The organism is Providencia rettgeri (genome assembly GCF_013702265.1).
Taxonomy (GTDB): domain Bacteria; phylum Pseudomonadota; class Gammaproteobacteria; order Enterobacterales; family Enterobacteriaceae; genus Providencia; species Providencia zhijiangensis.
Genome location: NZ_CP059348.1, coordinates 748561 through 766394 on the forward strand (window position 1 = coordinate 748561; position 17834 = coordinate 766394).

The following is a 17834-nucleotide window of genomic DNA, read 5'->3' on the forward strand; positions in this document are numbered from 1 at the left end:
GATGACCATTCAGACGAAGGCACCAGACATTCGCTTCGAGAACTTTAGTGGTGATTGGCAAGATAAAGAAATTGGAAGTATTTTAGCTGAGACAAGACGCCCAGTTGAGCTGCTCGATAACGAATTATATCAATTGGTGACCGTGAAGCGTCGCAACGAAGGTGTTGTGGCTAGAGCTTCACTAAAAGGAAAAGATATATTAGTAAAAAACTATTTTGGGATTAAATCTGGTGATTACTTAATTTCAAAGCGGCAGGTTGTTCATGGTGCCAATGGGATTGTACCAGAGAGTTTAGACAATGCTGTTGTATCTAATGAGTATCTTGTCGTAACAGATAGTGATGAAATAACTGCCAAATTTTGGACTGTGATTTCAAAGCGCCATCAGATGCATAAGCTTTTTTTTATTAGCTCCTATGGCGTCGATATTGAAAAGTTAGTATTCGATGTTACGGACTGGAAAAGTAGAGTCATTACAATCCCAGATATAACCGAACAAAGCGCTATAACTGATTATTTCCGGCAGCTAGATGGTCTAATCAACCAACACCAACAAAAGCATGACAAGCTTAGCAACATCAAAAATGCCATGCTGGAAAAAATGTTTCCTAAGCAAGGCAAAACGATCCCTGAAATCCGCTTTAAAGGATTTAGTGGGGAGTGGATGGAAGTTCAATTTAAGAGCATTGCTGGAGTAAGGAGAGGACTTACTTACAAGCCAGATGATATCGCTGAAAATGGAATTATTGTTTTGCGTTCATCAAATATTAATGTTGATAGATTCGAATTAAGAAAAGATGACGTCCAAGTCAATAAAAATGCAGTGAATATTAACCGTGTTAAAAATGGCGACATACTAATAACATCAGCAAATGGCTCAAGCAATTTAGTTGGAAAACATGTTGTAGTGTGCGGCTTAACTGTAGATGCAGTGCATGGAGGCTTTATGTTGCTAGCCGAAACAGATGTACCTCATTTCTTAAATGCTTCAATGAATACATATTGGTACGATCGATTTCGTTCTATGAATGTATCCGGTGGAAACGGAGCTATTGGAAACATTAAAGGAAGTGCTTTAGAGGAAGAATATCTTTATATCCCTAAGAAGGAAGAGCAGATCGCCATCGGCAACTACTTCCAAAAACTTGATGCGTTGATCAACCAACACCAACAACAGATCATCAAACTTAATAACATCAAGCAAGCCTGCTTGAGCAAAATGTTTGTTTAGCAGGGAGCACAACCATGACGACGTTTAAAACCGAAGCACAATTTGAGCAGGCCTTTATCGAGGTGCTTACCCATAAAGGCTGGGAAAGCGAGATACTTAAAAACAAAACCGAAGCGGATTTACTGCAAAACTGGGCGAACATTTTATTTGAAAATAATCGCCAGCAAGACCGCTTAAACGATGTGCCCCTGACGGCAACGGAAATGCAGCAGATTATTGAGCAGATCAAAGAACTGAAAACCCCGCTCAAGCTTAATGGTTTAATCAACGGTAAAACCGTGGCTATTAAGCGCGATAACCCCGCCGATGCCTTGCATCTTGGCAAAGAAGTCAGCCTTAAAATCTATGACCGCCAAGAAATTGCGGCAGGCCAAAGCCGTTACCAAATCGTCCAGCAGCCGAAATTTGAACGCGGTAGCCCACTGCGTAATGACAGACGTGGTGATGTGCTGTTACTGATTAACGGTATGCCGGTTATTCATGTGGAGCTTAAACGTAGTGGCGTGCCGGTAAGCCAAGCGGTTAACCAAATTGAGAAGTATTCTAAAGAAGGTATTTTTAGTGGCTTATTTTCACTCATTCAAGTGTTTGTCGCTATGGAGCCTAATGAGGCCAAATACTTTGCCAATCCTGGGCTAGATGGCAAATTTAATCCAGACTACCAATTCAATTGGGCCGATTTTAACAACGAGCCCATGAACCATTGGAAAGACATTGCCTCGACGTTGTTATCCATCCCCATGGCGCACCAGTTAATTGGCTTTTACACCGTTGCCGATGATACCGATGGTGTGCTTAAAGTGATGCGCAGTTATCAGTATTACGCCGCCAATGCGATATCGGATAAGGTAGCCAAAACCAACTGGCAACAATTGGGTAGCGCTGCTAATAACCCAGACCGCTTGGGCGGCTATGTGTGGCATACCACGGGTTCCGGCAAAACCATGACCAGCTTTAAATCAGCACAGCTGATTGCCCAATCAAAAGATGCCGATAAAGTCATTTTTTTGATGGACAGAATCGAACTTGGCACCCAGTCGCTGGCGGAATATCGTAATTTTGCGGGCGATGGTGAAGATGTCCAAGCGACCGAAAATACTCATGTGTTGGTAACCAAGCTAAAAAGCACGTCCCCAGCCGATACCCTCATTGTTAGCTCTATTCAAAAAATGAGTAATATTTTTGAAGAAGTGGATGATGAGGGCACTGCAACAAACTCGGCAGATATTGAAAAAATCCGCGCTAAACGCTTGGTATTTATTATTGATGAGGCGCACCGTTCAACGTTTGGCGACATGCTGATCATTATTAAACGCACCTTTCCCCGCGCCTTGTTTTTTGGTTTTACTGGCACTCCGATCCAAGAAGAAAATGAAAAAAACGGCAATACTACCAGTACCGTATTTGGCAATGAGTTGCACCGCTACAGCATAGCTGATGGTATTCGAGATGGTAACGTACTCGGCTTTGATCCCTATAAAGTGCCTACTTTTAGGGACGGTGACTTAAGGCAGGCTGTCGCCCTAGAGCAAGCTAAGGCGGAATCGGTAGCGGAAGCCATGGATAATCCCGCCAAAAAGAAAAAATTTAATTATTTTATGAATGAAGTGCCTATGGCTGGCTACAAAGACGCCACAGGTAAATACCACAGAGGTATTGAAGATTATGTACCTAAAAGTCAATACCTAAGCGAGACTCACCAAGCCAAAGTGGTAGAAGATATTTTACACAAATGGGATGTGCTAAGCCAAGGCTATAAGTTTCATGCGATTTTGGCTACTAACAGTATTGCTGAAGCCATTGATTATTACCGTCTGTTAAAGGCTGCTAAGCCTGATTTAAAAGTATCAGCACTGTTTGATCCCAACATTGATAATGACGGCAGTGGTGACCGTGGGCCAACGTTTAAAGGTGATGGCCTGGATGAGATTATGCGTGACTATAATGCGCGTTATGGCCACGATTTTGATTTTGCCCGTCATGCAGCATTTAAGAAAGATCTAGCCGCACGCCTTGCTCACAAAAAACCTTATGAGCGTATTCATACCGATCCTACAAAACAGTTGGATTTATTGATTGTTGTAGACCAAATGCTCACCGGTTTTGACTCCAAGTGGCTGAATGTCTTGTATTTAGATAAGGTAATTAAATACCAAAACATCATCCAAGCCTTCTCTCGTACCAATCGATTGTTTGGCCCCGATAAGCCTCATGGTGTTATCCGTTACTATCGTTATCCGCATACGATGGAGCAACATATTAACGATGCGGTAAAACTATACTCTGGCGACAGACCCATAGGGTTATTTGTTGATAGGCTAGAAAGTAACTTAGAAGCAATGAATGAACTATTCGGTGATATTACCGAGTTGTTCATTAGTGCCGGTGTGGCGAATTTTGAAAAGCTGCCAGAAGATGTTGAGGCGTGCGCAAAGTTTGCTGAACTATTTAAAGTATTTAACCAGCATCTAGAAGCCGCGAAGGTACAAGGTTTACATTGGGAGCAGTCGGTTTATACATTCACGACGGACGCTTCAACAGGCGAAAATGGCACTGAACATGAGGTTACTCTCGCCATTAATGAACAAACCTACCTGAGCCTTGCGCTGCGTTATAAAGAGCTCGTATCAAAAGGTGATGGTGGTGGTGCGGGTGGCGGAGATGTGCCTTTTGATATTAGTGGCTATTTGACGGAAATCGACACAGGAAAGATTGATGCCGACTATATGAATAGTCGCTTCGATAAATATTTAAAAGAGCTAAATCAGCATAATGATCAAGCCAGCATTGAACTTACGCTTAACGAACTGCACAAGTCATTTTCTTCACTGACGCAAGCTGAACAAAAATACGCCAAGCTTTTCTTACATGATTTACAGCGTGGCGATGCAAAGTTAATAGAAGGCCATACTTTCAGAGATTACATCAACACCTACAAAGACAATGCTGAAAACGCCCAGATTAATGCCATTGTTAATGCGTTAGGTTTAGATAAAAGCCAGCTTATTAGCTTATTAAACGATAGTGTCAATGAGAAAAACCTTAATAATTTCGGTCGCTTTGACGCGCTTAAAGACACTGTTGATAAGGCAAAAGCCAAAGTTTATTTTGAAAAATTAGATGGCCTAAGCATTCCGCCCTTTAAGCTCAATATTCGCATCGATCAGTTTTTAAAGCAGTTTATTTTTGCTCAGGCTGATGATCTCTTGAATGATGTAGTAGATATGCTTGATGGAGTAATGGAAGAGTCATGAGTAGCCAATCTCATTCTCTTTGCACTGTTAACTTGGTTAATTCAGCTATCTCAGTGAGAGAGTGGTCGCTGTTTTTACGAAAAAGTATCCAGGAGGAAAATAATGGTCACATTTGATCAGCTTATGCTCCCGCTAATAAAGGCATTAGTTAACCTTGGGGGCTCAGGCAGCATCGACGAGATTTACGAAGAAGTTGTCGAGCTTGAGAAGTTTGATGAGGGTACTTTGGCTGTTCTGCACAACCCCGAAAAAAGTAGCCAAACAGAGGTTGGATATCGATTAGCTTGGGCTAGAACCTATCTGAAGAAAGCTGGATACCTTGAAAACTCATCTCGTGGCGTATGGGCACTTACAGATAAAGCTAGACAGGAACCGGAAATTGATAGCAGAGAAATTGTCAACTTTGTTAGAGCTCTGGACCGCAAGCCTGAACAGGCTAATGCTACGACATCTACTCCAGAACTGTCGTCAGATGACTCCCCAGAAGAGGCTATGCTTTGGCGTGAAAAACTGCATCATGTGCTAATTGAAGAAATGAGCCCGGATGCGTTTGAGCGACTAACACAGAGATTATTGAGAGAATCAGGTTTTATCCATGTTGAAGTGACTGGCCGCACGGGTGATGGTGGTATCGATGGCAAAGGAATTGCCCGAATCAACGGTTTGATGAGCTTTCATATCGCTTTTCAGTGTAAAAAGTACAAAGGTTCCGTTGGGGCTCCCGAGATCCGTGATTTTAGGGGCGCAACCGTTGGTAGAGCTGATCGTGGGATGTTTATCACTACAGGTAGCTTTACAAAAGCTGCCATTGAAGAAGCCAACCGTGATGGCGTTGCTCCGATTGACTTGGTCGATGGTGATCAGTTAGCCGATAAACTTAAGGAACTTAGTTTAGGCGTTAAAACAGAGTTGGTTGAAAAAGTAACAGTTGATCCTAGCTGGTTTTTAGGCCTTTAACTGTTAATAAGCACCAAGAGAACTCCAAAATGCATTTTCAAGTTCTTGAATATATGCGATTAAATACGGCCACTAACATAACGGGAAGTTAGAATGAATCCTGAAAAATACAATAGAAGTATAAGCTTGCTTTGCCCGACTTGTGGCTGTTCAGACTTTTCATACGAAGACGGTTGCGATGAAACAATACAAGTAATGACTTGTGCATCTTGTGACCGAGAGTTCAATAAAGATGAGCTTATTCAAGAGAATAGCGAAAATATTGATGAGCACCTTTCTGAAATCAAGGAAGAAGTTTTAAAAGACGTTCAAGACGAACTACGTAAATCTTTGAAAAAGGCTTTTTCTGGTAGCAAGAATATAAGGATTAGGTAATGCCGGTAACTATTGATGTAGGTGATGTGATAGCTGGATTAGCTTTCCTTTTATCTAGCTACGCAACATGGCAAACGGTCAGCTTTAATAAGAGGCAGAAGTCACTTGTCGAAAGCCAGGAAAAGCTAAACACCATTCTCTTGGAAAAAGAAAATGAAGATGCTCTGAAAGGAAAGCAAGCTGACCTTGGTGCATCAATTATAAAACTTGGCAGCAGTAAGTATCGGCTTAAGGTTTGGAATAAAGGTTCTGCTACTGCAAGAAACGTCAGAATTGAGTTCCCCGAAGGTAACGATTTAGTTATTGAATCAGAAGTGACTGACAAATTTCCAATGGAAAGCCTCGAAAAGTATCAAGCCGTTGAGCTAATAGCCGCTGTTCATATGCAAACGAAACGAAAGCATGTTGTTCGGCTAGTTTGGGAGGATGATGCCCAGTCTTACAATGAAAAGCTGTCTTACCCCACACTGTAATGTAACTGTCGGTTTTCTCACTAGAACGAAAACAACTACAGATAAATGCATATTTCTTTCGGCTATCTAACATCTTCAGTTGCTAAAGAACCTTCACACTATCGTGTCGGAGGTTCACTATGTTCAAAAACCTATTTTTTCAAACCAAAGCACTACCAGAGCTGTCATCGCAACTGGATACAGAAATTCCGCGCTATCCGCCATTTCTGAAGGGGTTGCCAGCAGCGTCACCCGAGGATTTGCAGTCCACACAAGACGAGCTAATAGCCAAACTGCGTCAGGTACTTGGCTTCAACCAGCGTGATTTTCAAAGGCTAATTCAACCCTGCATTGATCATCTGGCGTCCTATGTTCACTTGTTGCCAGCTTCTGAGCATCATCATCACAGTGGTGCGGGTGGTTTATTACGTCATTCGTTGGAAGTTGCTTTCTGGGCGGCACAAGCAGCTGAAGGGATCATCTTTGTTGCCAGTGGCACACCGGTTGAGAAAAAAGAGCTAGAGCCAAGGTGGCGTGTTGCAGCAGCTCTTGGCGGTTTGTTCCATGATATTGGTAAACCTGTTTCAGACTTGTCCATCACAGACGAAGATGGACGCTATCAGTGGAACCCTTTTTTAGAAACCTTATCCCAGTGGACGACAAATAATAGCATTGAACGCTATTTTATTCGCTGGCGCGACGGACGATGCAAGCGGCACGAGCAATTTTCAATTCTGGTGTTAAACCGGGTGATGACACCTGAGTTGCTCGCCTGGTTAACCCAGCCGGGCCCTGAAATTTTGCAAGCCATGCTAGAGGCAATTGGCAATACCGATCCCGAGCATGTCCTGTCTAAATTGGTTATTGAAGCTGACCAAACCAGTGTCCAGCGAGACCTGAAAGCTCAACGAATTTCCGTTGACGACAATGCCCTTGGTGTCCCAGTCGAACGCTATCTACTTGATGCCATGAGGCGATTGCTTGCCAGTTCCCAGTGGCTGGTCAATCAGCGAGACGCCAGAGTCTGGATACGAAAATCGAATCAATCAACCAATCTTTACCTGGTCTGGAAAAGCGCGGCTAAGGACATCATTGAGCTGTTGGCCAAAGACAAGATACCTGGCATCCCAAGAGATCCCGATACCCTTGCGGACATCCTCATTGAGCGAGGATTGGCCACCAAATCCGCCTCAAATGAGCGATATGAAAGCCTTGCCCCTGAAGTGCTGATCAAAGACGGCAAGCCAATCTGGCTACCCATGCTGCATATATCTGAGGCCGATTTATTGTTCAGCTCGAATGTACCAAGTTGTGTGACACTGTTTAACAAATCTGAGTGGGAAGCAACACAGCAAACACAAGCAGAGCCACAGAGTCGCTCCAGTGAGCATTCAGACTTGCCTGAAGCGTCATTATCAATCGAACTCAGTAATTCGGCTGAGTCACCATCGACAAACTCGTCCGAACAAGATGATGAACTTTGTCATGCCTGTGATGTTAATCACCTTCAGGCAACTGAAAATGCTCCAGGTGATGAATGCGAAAAGCCTAACAATTCATATGATGGCGCTATCTCAAATAACGTAAGCCAGCAAAACGAAGCAGCATTGACCCCCCCTGAATCTTTGGCGTGGCTCCCAGAGGCCAGCAGTGCGTTGGTTATAGTTGGTGAACAGATACTGATCCGCTATCCCGATGCCGTAAGACCTTGGTGTGCCCCCCGAAAACTGCTTGCTGAACTCAGCCGATTAGATTGGCTGGAATTAGATCCGGCAAACCCGACACGTAAGGCCAGAACTGTGACAACGAAAGATGGCGTTCAGGAGCAAGGGTTACTGCTTAAGGTATCGATTTCTAAAGGGCTTACTTCACTGATTGACCTTCCCAAACAAGACGCAGAATCAGCGGCAGCAATTCAGAACGAAGAGGCTTCACCGCGACCGAGTCGAACTGAGACAACCAATGCCCAAGCAAAAGAGCCCGCCAAAAGAGCGGAGCGTAAGCAAAAGCCGATTGCGCCCAATGCGAACTCAATTACAGACCCCAAACACGAACAGCGGCAAAAGATGGTTAATTTTGTGAAAGATTTGCCCATCTTACTGACCGATGGCGATTACCCAGACGTGGATCATAGTGCCGATGGTATTCGCGTCACGATTCAAACTTTACGCCAAGTCGCCAATGAGCATGGTATTCCAGCCGGGCAATTGCTTCGGGGGATCTCGGCCAGTGACCAATGCCAGTTTGATGAGGGGGAAACGGTTCTGTTTACCGCCCACGCTAAACGTTAATCCATTTGAAATTAATCGGATTGCAAACGGTTATTTTGCGGAGCATGAATGAAAGAAAACGCATACGAGATGCCTTGGCGCACGAACTATGAAGCCATGGCAGCAGCAGGCTGGCTGGTTGGGGCTACTGGGGCGATTGCGGCAGAAATGCTGACTGAGCTACCACCTGAGCCATTTTGGTGGATGACAGGGATTTCCTCGGGCATGGCGTTGTATCGCCTGCCTGAGGCTTACCGTCTTCATAAGTTACAGAAGGGATTAAAAGGCAAACCTTTGGCTTTTATGGCGCTGTCGCATTTGCAAAAAGTGATGGCAAAACATCCTGATGAATTGTGGTTAGGATATGGCTTTGAGTGGGATCAACGTCATGCTCAACGCGCTTATGAAATATTAAAGCGGGATAAGCAAACCTTGCTTAACCAAGGTCACGGCAAACAAATGGGTTCGACCTGGATCCATGGTGTTGAGCCCAAAGAAGAAGATGTGTACCAGCCAGTTGGTCACACCGAGGGGCATACCTTAATCGTCGGAACGACCGGTGCCGGAAAAACCCGATGCTTTGATGCGATGATCACTCAGGCCATTTTGCGTAATGAAGCCGTGATTATTATTGACCCTAAGGGAGACAAGGAACTTAAGGATAATGCACAGCGAGCTTGTATTGCCGCCGGTAGTCCTGAGCGATTTGTGTATTTTCATCCGGGTTTTCCAGAGCATTCAGTACGTCTTAATCCCCTGAGAAACTTTAATAGGGGCACTGAAATTGCCAGTCGTATTGCGGCATTAATCCCATCTGAAACCGGTGCTGATCCATTTAAAGCCTTTGGCCAAATGGCACTGAATAACATAGTGCAAGGTTTGTTGCTTACGTCACAACGCCCTGATCTGAAAACACTGAGACGATTCTTAGAAGGTGGCCCAGAAGGCTTGGTAGTAAAAGCCGTCACGGCTTGGGGTGAGCAGGTATATCCGAACTTTAGTGTGGAGATTAAGCGCTTTACCGAAAAGGCCAATACCTTGGCTAAACAAGCTATGGCGATGCTGCTTTTCTACTACGAACGCATTCAGCCCGTTGCCGCCAATACTGATTTAGAGGGGCTATTGAGTATGTTTGAGCATGACAGAACCCACTATTCAAAGATGGTGGCCTCATTGATGCCGGTACTCAATATGCTCACATCAAGTGAACTAGGTCCATTGCTATCACCGATTGCAAACGATGTGGATGACAGCCGGTTAATTACGGATTCTGGCCGTATTATCAACAATGCCCAAGTGGCCTATATCGGGTTGGATTCATTGACCGACGCCATGGTTGGCAGCGCCATTGGTTCGTTGCTTTTATCCGATCTCACCGCCGTGGCCGGTGACCGCTATAACTATGGTGTTGAAAATCGTCCCGTAAATATCTTCATCGATGAGGCGGCTGAAGTCGTCAACGATCCCTTCATTCAACTGCTCAACAAAGGCCGTGGCGCAAAAATGCGTTGTGTGATTGCTACTCAGACCTTTGCTGACTTTGCAGCTCGTACAGGCAGTGAAGCTAAGGCTCGCCAGGTGTTAGGTAACATCAACAACCTGATAGCTCTTCGGGTGATGGATGCCGAAACTCAGCAGTACATTACTGACAATCTGCCTAAGACTCGGTTGCAGTACATCATGCAAACTCAAGGTATGTCGTCCAACTCGGACAGCCCCGCGTTATTTACCGGCAATCATGGCGAACGCTTGATGGAGGAAGAAGGCGATATGTTTCCACCGCAGTTATTAGGCCAGCTTCCCAACCTGGAGTACATCGCCAAGCTTTCAGGTGGCCGCGTGATCAAAGGCCGCATTCCTATTTTAACCAGCTCTACACAGGCAGCATAAGGAGTCTGTATGCATCATTCTGTCTGTCTGAAAATGACAACACTTACCAGTAAAGAAATGCTCGCTCAGTGGCAGCAACATAACCCCCAGTTCAAGGAAACCTTAAGACTGCTTGAAACCGACTGGCCTCATGCTTTGGCCTCGGTGTATTGCTTGGCGGACTACTTAACGGATGCGTTCACGTTAGATGGCCATTCCATCTTTGATTTGTGTCTGTGTAATGGCTTGGGCAGTTATGAAGAAGTCAGTTGTGATGATGACAGTGTACGCCTGTGGCATTTCATTGAGGCACTGACCTGGACTGCCGCCAGTGCTTTAACGGGGATTCGCCTGCGTGATCCTGACCATTTCGAGTGGGCCGCCGTAGATGGTGTGTATTTCTACTCCTGGATTCGTAATCGTCCAAATCGAATGGGGTATCTGGCTGAAGGACGCATCGATGTGCGTTATGTCAGTGGTCATACGACGACAAAGCGGCTTCAACAAGTGATTAAAGCCCGGATTATGACGCCAACCGTTGCAGCCATGCTGGCGCGAGTAGAAGAGGATGTTTGGCATGAGCAAGCATAAGTCGGTTTGGCTGCTGTGTCTGGCACTGATGCTGGAGATTATTGCCATTGGCGTGTTAGTGCCCGGTGATTGGACTGGCCGGGTTATTAATAAAGAGAAGCAGATGATTCAAAACCAATTGGGCGCACAAACAAGCTATTGGATTGGTCAAACTAGCCATGGCTGGTATCAGTCATGGATTGTGGATACACAGATGGAGCAATCTGTGCGTGATTTTCTAATCCCCACTGAAGAGCAACGACTGCGCTCTAAAGGGATGGAGAACATGGGAGGCTTTTGGTTTGTGTGGGTAGAAGACCGTATTCAGGCATTTTTTGATGTGTTGTACCAAGTGTTCACTCGATTTGCTTTGCTGATGGTCTGGTTGCCCTTTGCGCTTATTCTCATGTTACCGGCGCTGTGGGATGGCTTAATGACCTGGAAGATTAAGAAGACAACCTTTGATTTTTCGAGCCCTATCATTCACCGCTACAGCATGATTATCCTGGGCTCAGGTGTCATTTTGCTGTTTATGGGATTGTTCGCCCCGCTGGCCATTCCACCGGTGGTGTTACCGTCGCTGATCATCGGTTTGGCATTGATGGCGGGGGTGGCGTTAAGCCACTTGCAGAAGAAGATATGAGGCCTGTCAGGCCTCATCTTGTAGAGCTAAAACCTTACGCCTACGGTATTGCCGTTCTCGTCTTCAGCAGGCAAATGGTAAGTATCAATAAGGTGACCTTGAAGCCAAATATATTGCGGCATCCAAAACGAGTACTGTCGTATAAGAGACAATACTTCTTTTAACGGTTTGTTTGCATGAGGCTCGGCAAGACGGAAGTAAATGAATGAGCAATAATCTCGAAAATACTCATGAAGCTCTGAATCCGATAGCGTTTCTTTTAGCGGCCTGTTTTGTTCGTCGTCCTCATCAGGAGAATTGGCATAAATTTCAAATAGCTGCTTTTCAGTGAGCATCTCCAAGAAGTGGTCTTCAATTAAGATCCCATCACTGGTATCGACATCCATACCATCTTTGACATCAAAAGCCATGACACATCCTGAAGATAATGCCACTTCTGATGGTTTCAGTACGTCATTAGCTTGTACAACCTGATGCCAATGATTAAAACCAGCAGATACTGCAATTTCATCGAGTGCTTGAGTGTGTGGAATAGATTTTTCACGTTTAAGCTTTCGTGCTTTTTGCTTTAAACGTTCAACCGTGGCAGAGGAAATGATTTTAGTAATTTGCATTGAGTTTCTCCTATTAGCGAATACGGTGCCCACTGCCGAGGTCGCAGAAAAAACCTAAGCAAAAAATAAATTTGATATGCATGTCGTCCCGTCCGGGTTTGCTAAAGTGGGCAGCTGGTCTCGACACGACCAATATCCCCATCATATCAACCGCATCAAAAAGATCAATTGTTAGTATTGTCTGAGTAGAACCCTCAAAACCTTCAAGAATTCGGCATCTAGCTGACCACTGAAGCTGCCAATCCCGAGGCATTCTTCACTTCTCAATTCAAACAACGAGGAGTGACTATGGAACCTGTGAGTATTCCGTCCTATATCGATGACCCGCCGCACTTCCTGCTTTGGAGTGCCGACGAGATGGCTCCCATTCTGTTGGGGCTAGTGATCGGCATTTTTACCGGTAATGCCTTGGTTTTATGCCTGTTGGGGTTGGTGACAACCAAGCTCTATCGGCGTTTTCGTGATGGTCGCCCGGATGGTTTTATTCTTCACGCCATCTACTGGGCCGGAATGTTGCCAACCAAAGCCAAGACGATCCCTAACCCATTTATCAGGAGCTATCTGCCGTGAAGTTCGACGTGTTTTTAAAATCATGGCAAGGCACGCAATTAGAGAACCGATGGCAACGGTTCCTGATTGCGGTGCTGGTGCTATCTAACTTGCTGCTTGCGGTAGCGGCATTTTCTCGCAATACCGTGGTAGCCATTCAACCACCAACTTTGTCTGAACCGGCTGAAGTGTCACGAAACCAGGCCACTCAGCCTTACTTGGAATCCTGGGGACTCTACCTGGCTGAGCTTATGGGTAACGTGACGCCAGGTAATGTGTCTTTCATCCGGGTTGCCATTGAGCCGCTACTTTCTCCAGCGGTGTACCAGCAAGTGGTCGATGCACTGGAGATTCAGGCAAGACAAATCCGCGAAGACCGGGTCACGCTCAAATTCCAACCCAGACAAGTGGAATATGAGTATGAAACCGGCCATGTCTTTGTGACCGGTTATTCCTTGGTTTCTGGGCCATCTGGAGATGAGCAGCGCCAAACTCGCACCTATGAGTTTGACATCGATATTGAGCAATACCGTCCAAAACTTAGCTGGATGGATACGTATGAGGGGCAAGCTAGAACGAAGCGCGTTCGTGAAAAGTTGACCCATGAGCAAAACCGGAGGGTGAATGATGCGAACCAAAATTAGTCGATGGATGACACCAAGCTTAATCGCAATGAGCTTGAGTGGCGTCCTGTTATCTCAAGCGTCGTATGCAGACGTGGAATTGCCGATTGTGCCAGCCAGTGTGATGAAGCAGTCTGCTACTGCAAATCCACCGGTTCAAACCAATACGGTTTCAACGGATGTGCCAACAACGCTACTGATGACACCGGGGATTAATGAACTGATCCCTGTAGCACTTGGCCATCTGAACCGGATTGTGACGCCGTTTGAATCGCCTCAGGTGAGAACAACCAGTGATGCTCAGACGCAAATCAAGGGGAATGTTGTATATGTAGCCACGGACAAAGAATCACCGGTTTCACTTTACATCACTCCGCCTGGTCAGGAAGCGCCCGCGTTATCTGTCACCTTAGTACCTCGTCGTATTCCACCGCGTGAAATCACCTTAGCTATTGATGGTCAGCAGTGGCCTATTAAGGGCGTCGTGAACCGAAAAGCCGCCACTTGGGAAACGGCTCAGCCATACGTCGATAGCTTACGTGATTTACTCAGACGCCTTGCACTAAATGAGTTACCACAAGGCTATGACATCCGTTTAGCTGGCCAAACTGACACAAGCCCGAAATGTTTTCAGCCTGGCTTAAAGTTTGGTTTTAAGCAGGGGCAAATTGTGACGGGACATTACTTCACCGTCTATGTAGGACTGGTTGAAAGCTTTGCCGATGAGCCGATAGAAGCCAGTGAAATAGCCTGTAATGCACCAGATATAGTGGCAAGCGCCTACTGGCCTCGCAATATCTTGTTGCCGGGTGAAAAGACAGAGTTGTATGTGGTTGTTCGCAATCATCGTGAAGAAGCGGTGGAAAGTCAGCGACCTTCGCTTCTTGTGGGAGGTGAATAACGATGAAAGCACAATGGGAACAAATGAGCCCGAACATGAAGCGGGGCCTATCGGTTGCAGGTATTGCTGGTGGTCTCATCCTTATGGTGATGGTGTTTTCACCTAATCCTGACGATGGCTCAAGTAGTCGGAACCGGAAGGAAACGATCAGGCACATTCTTACGGATACCAATACTCGTGATGTTGGGGTCGATAGTTTGGCTGCAAACGTAAAACTACTCAGTGAGCGCAATGAACAGTTACGTCGTGAAGTTGAGCGCTTGCGTCGTGACGTCGATTCAGGACGGCTAAGCCCAGGTTCGCCTTCTATACCAAGCGAGGTCAATGCGGAGTTGGCTCGCCTTCGAGCGGAACTTGATGATGTTCGCGCTGGAGGTGATGCAGCAGTTGAAGGCACAAATAGCCGTTTCGAAGTGCCTTTATCTGCCATGGAATTACCCAAAGACGAAAAGCCACTGCCGTCTAACCCAGACGACTATTTTGCCAATGCGCCGCTGCCTGATCCGCTCTATCAGCAGCCAGCCAATGGCCAAGGTACACGAGCTCGGGATGTTCCATTGCCGCCAATCACGATTCGTATGATTGAGCCTGAAGTGGTTGCTGAACCAGAGGTTGTTGTGCAAGAAGCGCCGCCTTTGTATCTACCGGCGGGCAGCATCATCTCAGGTACTTTGATCACAGGTTTGGATGCTCCTACTCACGAGTCCGCAAGACGCGAGCCTTTTCCTGCATTGCTGAGGATTCAAAAGGAAGCCATTTTACCCAACCGATTTAGAGCGGATATCAAAGAGTGTTTCTTGATCGCCGCAGGTTACGGTGATTTGAGCTCTGAGCGTGCTTATTTGCGAGGCGAGACCATTTCATGTGTGAGAGAAGATGGTGGCGTCATTGAAACACGACTGGATTCTTATGCCGTGGGTGAAGACGGCAAAGCCGGTATTCGTGGCCGATTAGTGTCGAAACAAGGCCAGCTGGTGGCCAAATCAATGATGGCCGGATTCCTTCAGGGCTTGGCAGGCGCATTTGATGTGAATCCTGTACCAACGATTCAGACGGGTAATGCCGGTGATACTCAGTTGTACCAGCAAGTCATGAGCCAAGAAGCATTACAAGGTGCTGCGATTAAAGGCACCGGTAAAGCATTGGATCGAGTGGCCAAGTTCTATTTGGACATGGCTGAAAATATGTTCCCAGTCATAGAGGTAGACGCTGCAAGGAAAATTGAAGTCATAGTCACTCGTGGTGCCTCGTTGTCGTTGGCTACTTCGCAAGGCGGAGGTGCAAGAAGATGAAAAAATCCTGCATGTTGCTAACCGATCGAAGTCCGTTTCAGACAATAAGATGTGTATCCAGAGGAGAGTTAACCATGACGACATCAATGCAGAACAACCCAAAGCACCAGTCAAAACAGTGGTCTAAAGCTGGATTACTTTTATTGGCAGTCGGCTCAACCTTATTGTCTGGCTGTAGTTCATTGGGTCTTGGGAGTAGTGAATATGGATGCCCAGGTATGCCTGACGGTGTGCGCTGTTTATCCGCTCGTGAAGTCTATGAGCTTACCAGCAATGGGGCTGCACCCAAGACGATTGATGCTGTGGCGACTCGAATTGGTTCTCCCTCTGGGTATTCACAATCTGATTTAGAGACAGGACTGCTGAGCCATCCGGCATTACCCGAGACGCAGCAATCTGCACCTATTCGCATTCCTTCAAGGGTAATGCGGATTTGGATTGCGCCTTGGGAGGATGACCGTGGGGATCTGAATTTATCCAGCTACGTGTTTACCGAAATTGAACCGCGCCGGTGGGATATTGGGGTGTCAGCACCTCGAACGGTTTCGCCAGTGCTACGTCCACTTCAGACTCAAAGCGATTCAGCCTCAGCGGGAGCTGATGGTAAGCGCGATAACTTGAGTATCTACGGAGAAACTAACGAATGACAAATGCAGTTCGCACCATTCAAACTCAGCGCCTAATGACCATTGGTGCGCTTGGTTTAATGGCGTTAATGATTTCGGAGCCCTCATTTGCGGGCACCGGTGGTGATGCTTTCACCGATGTGTGGGATACCCTAAAAGATTGGACCCAAGGTACTTTGGGACGGATCGTAGCGGGAGCCATGGTACTGGTGGGTATTGTGGGCGGTATCGCTCGCCAAAGCTTGATGGCTTTTGCCTTGGGCATTGGTGGCGGTATGGGTCTCTACAATACGCCAACAGTCGTTGAAAGTGTTATGTCTGCAACTTTACCTGTCGTTGCCAGCACTCAAGAAGTCATTGGCACAACAGTTCCAGCAATCAGCGCCGTCTTACTGGGCACCTGATAACAATAAAAAACGCCCAAGCGGCCAGATATCTGACGGCTTGGGCGTCATCCCACCCCGTACCCGTTTATCATGACAGCGTTTCAGTTAATAGGTTTCCCATTCACTTAGCTTGATTTCAAGCCGCGGCCATGAATACCGAAAAGAATGCTAGCGCCGCCTCTGCAAAAGGCAGTTAGCGGGGCTTTCCTTGAGGGAGCACATTCAAACAGGCTACTAGCCTGATATTTTGAGCTTTAGGCGCTCGTTCCTTTTGGGTTGGATTTACACACTACCAAACGGCAGGATATTCAACAATACCCGACACTGGGAATCCATGGTTTAAAAGAGATTGTCTGATTAAGAACGGCAACGTATTAGCATCACTTGGGTATCTGCTTAACTTTTCATTGGAATAGTGATCAATGAAATCGATTAGCTGCGTCGTAGTTAAAGGTTCGAGCACATGCGAATTCCAAACAGCATCCTCTACGCTATGATCAAGTTCTTCATTCGTATGCCTGAAAGTCAATCGACTTTGACTGACGACGCGAAACTGATCGGCCCCTTGATGGTGTACCACGAGTTTTAGCTCTGGAACTTTTTTGACCAGTTTGCCTCGTTGGTCTCTTCGCGGATCATAAAATGCTTGGCTAAGAATTACCTTCCCTTCAACACGGTAAAAGGTTTTCTCCATAGTTTCAGTGTTTAATGACCAATAAACTTTAAAACTGTTTCGACGAATTTTGTTGCCATAGATATTGAGCAAAGGCAGCAGTTGTTGTTCCGTGCCTTGTTTCGAACCTTTGTTCCAAGCACTTACGATGGATTGCTGTGTTCTGCATTTTTCGGCAATCTCTTGTTGCGTCCACCCGTCGTTCAGTGCAAGCCGAATAAGTTCTCTTGTCCATTTGAACGGTTTTTTCTTACTGTTTTTGCTCTTGTCCATGTAGTCCCTTAAAGGAAAGGGAGCATTAAGCCCCCTTCACAACTTATTTTTTCTTACCGCCATTCTGCGGATTTTGAGGGTTCATCTGCCACCCTCGATTTCCTTGGTTTTGTGAGTAAGTCTTGTTAGTACCAGACGTACCCTTATTGGCGTTTGTCATATCTGAGTTGTGATTGTTTTGCTTAGACATTTTTGTCTCCTTGTTTATGTAAAAGTACAAGGCACATGCTATCAAGGGCAAAAAATCACGCGACTGATGATTTTATGATAATTGGT

At 46.0% G+C, this 17834-nt stretch carries 19 protein-coding genes; 15 read left to right on the forward strand and 4 right to left on the reverse strand.

Annotated elements, in window-relative coordinates:
* Position 1 precedes the first annotated feature (1 nt).
* The 9 genes from H0913_RS03340 (at position 2) to H0913_RS03380 (ending at position 11621) form a co-directional block, all read left to right on the forward strand.
* The gene (locus tag H0913_RS03340) at positions 2-1231 is read left to right on the forward strand and encodes a restriction endonuclease subunit S (protein WP_025611181.1); all 1230 of its coding nucleotides are present in this window, start codon (positions 2-4) and stop codon (positions 1229-1231) included.
* 14 nt (positions 1232-1245) lie between these two features.
* A complete protein-coding gene (locus tag H0913_RS03345; protein WP_140133279.1) occupies positions 1246-4485 on the forward strand; it encodes a type I restriction endonuclease subunit R in 3240 nt (1079 codons plus the stop codon).
* Between the two features lie 102 nt (positions 4486-4587).
* A complete protein-coding gene (locus H0913_RS03350; RefSeq protein ID WP_025611289.1) occupies positions 4588-5442 on the forward strand; it encodes a restriction endonuclease in 855 nt (284 codons plus the stop codon).
* A gap of 93 nt (positions 5443-5535) precedes the next feature.
* Entirely contained in the window at positions 5536-5817 is a 282-nt protein-coding gene (locus tag H0913_RS03355) for an ECs_2282 family putative zinc-binding protein (protein ID WP_025611290.1), read from the forward strand.
* A complete protein-coding gene (locus H0913_RS03360) occupies positions 5817-6290 on the forward strand; it encodes a hypothetical protein (protein ID WP_025611291.1) in 474 nt (157 codons plus the stop codon). Before H0913_RS03355 ends, H0913_RS03360 begins: the two co-directional genes overlap by 1 nt.
* Positions 6291-6409: 119 nt before the next feature.
* Positions 6410-8560 (forward strand): MobH family relaxase, encoded by a 2151-nt coding sequence (gene mobH, locus H0913_RS03365; protein WP_025611292.1) that lies wholly within the window; start codon positions 6410-6412, stop codon positions 8558-8560.
* A gap of 48 nt (positions 8561-8608) precedes the next feature.
* Positions 8609-10429 (forward strand): conjugative transfer system coupling protein TraD, encoded by a 1821-nt coding sequence (traD, locus tag H0913_RS03370; RefSeq protein WP_032479278.1) that lies wholly within the window; start codon positions 8609-8611, stop codon positions 10427-10429.
* Positions 10430-10438: 9 nt separating this feature from the next.
* Positions 10439-10999: a hypothetical protein gene (locus H0913_RS03375; RefSeq protein WP_025611032.1), complete on the forward strand. Its 561-nt coding sequence runs from the start codon at positions 10439-10441 to the stop codon at positions 10997-10999.
* Positions 10986-11621, forward strand: a complete 636-nt coding sequence (locus H0913_RS03380; RefSeq protein WP_065870893.1) for a DUF4400 domain-containing protein — start codon at positions 10986-10988, stop codon at positions 11619-11621. Before H0913_RS03375 ends, H0913_RS03380 begins: the two co-directional genes overlap by 14 nt.
* A 26-nt stretch (positions 11622-11647) precedes the next feature.
* Here the strand turns inward: H0913_RS03380 and H0913_RS03385 are convergent, their stop codons facing one another.
* Positions 11648-12235 carry a hypothetical protein gene (locus H0913_RS03385; protein WP_005396800.1) on the reverse strand — a complete coding sequence of 196 codons (588 nt, stop codon included), beginning with the start codon at positions 12233-12235 and terminating at the stop codon, positions 11648-11650.
* 13 nt (positions 12236-12248) lie between these two features.
* The gene (locus tag H0913_RS18840; protein WP_065870892.1) at positions 12249-12488 is read right to left on the reverse strand and encodes a hypothetical protein; all 240 of its coding nucleotides are present in this window, start codon (positions 12486-12488) and stop codon (positions 12249-12251) included.
* A 35-nt stretch (positions 12489-12523) separates the two neighbouring features.
* Between H0913_RS18840 and traL the strand changes: the two genes are divergently transcribed.
* The 6 genes from traL to traA all read left to right on the forward strand — a co-directional run bounded on the left by traL (position 12524) and on the right by traA (position 16630).
* Positions 12524-12805: a type IV conjugative transfer system protein TraL gene (gene traL, locus H0913_RS03390; RefSeq protein ID WP_065870891.1), complete on the forward strand. Its 282-nt coding sequence runs from the start codon at positions 12524-12526 to the stop codon at positions 12803-12805.
* Positions 12802-13428: a TraE/TraK family type IV conjugative transfer system protein gene (locus H0913_RS03395; protein ID WP_065870890.1), complete on the forward strand. Its 627-nt coding sequence runs from the start codon at positions 12802-12804 to the stop codon at positions 13426-13428. Before traL ends, H0913_RS03395 begins: the two co-directional genes overlap by 4 nt.
* Positions 13409-14308 (forward strand): TraK domain-containing protein, encoded by a 900-nt coding sequence (locus tag H0913_RS03400; RefSeq protein ID WP_373273830.1) that lies wholly within the window; start codon positions 13409-13411, stop codon positions 14306-14308. The genes H0913_RS03395 and H0913_RS03400 overlap by 20 nt, the downstream gene beginning before the upstream one ends.
* A 2-nt stretch (positions 14309-14310) precedes the next feature.
* A complete protein-coding gene (locus tag H0913_RS03405; RefSeq protein WP_065870889.1) occupies positions 14311-15600 on the forward strand; it encodes a TraB/VirB10 family protein in 1290 nt (429 codons plus the stop codon).
* A gap of 74 nt (positions 15601-15674) precedes the next feature.
* Positions 15675-16247 (forward strand): type IV conjugative transfer system lipoprotein TraV, encoded by a 573-nt coding sequence (gene traV / locus H0913_RS18845; RefSeq protein ID WP_001944091.1) that lies wholly within the window; start codon positions 15675-15677, stop codon positions 16245-16247.
* On the forward strand, positions 16244-16630 hold the full coding sequence (traA, locus tag H0913_RS03415; RefSeq protein ID WP_000180225.1) for a TraA family conjugative transfer protein: 387 nt from the start codon (positions 16244-16246) through the stop codon (positions 16628-16630). The genes traV and traA overlap by 4 nt, the downstream gene beginning before the upstream one ends.
* Before the next feature lie 271 nt (positions 16631-16901).
* Here traA and H0913_RS03420 read toward each other — a convergent pair whose 3' ends face one another.
* On the reverse strand, positions 16902-17558 hold the full coding sequence (locus H0913_RS03420) for a hypothetical protein (protein WP_025611037.1): 657 nt from the start codon (positions 17556-17558) through the stop codon (positions 16902-16904).
* Positions 17559-17601: 43 nt separating this feature from the next.
* Positions 17602-17748, reverse strand: a complete 147-nt coding sequence (locus H0913_RS03425) for a hypothetical protein (protein WP_162838621.1) — start codon at positions 17746-17748, stop codon at positions 17602-17604.
* Positions 17749-17834 lie beyond the last annotated feature (86 nt).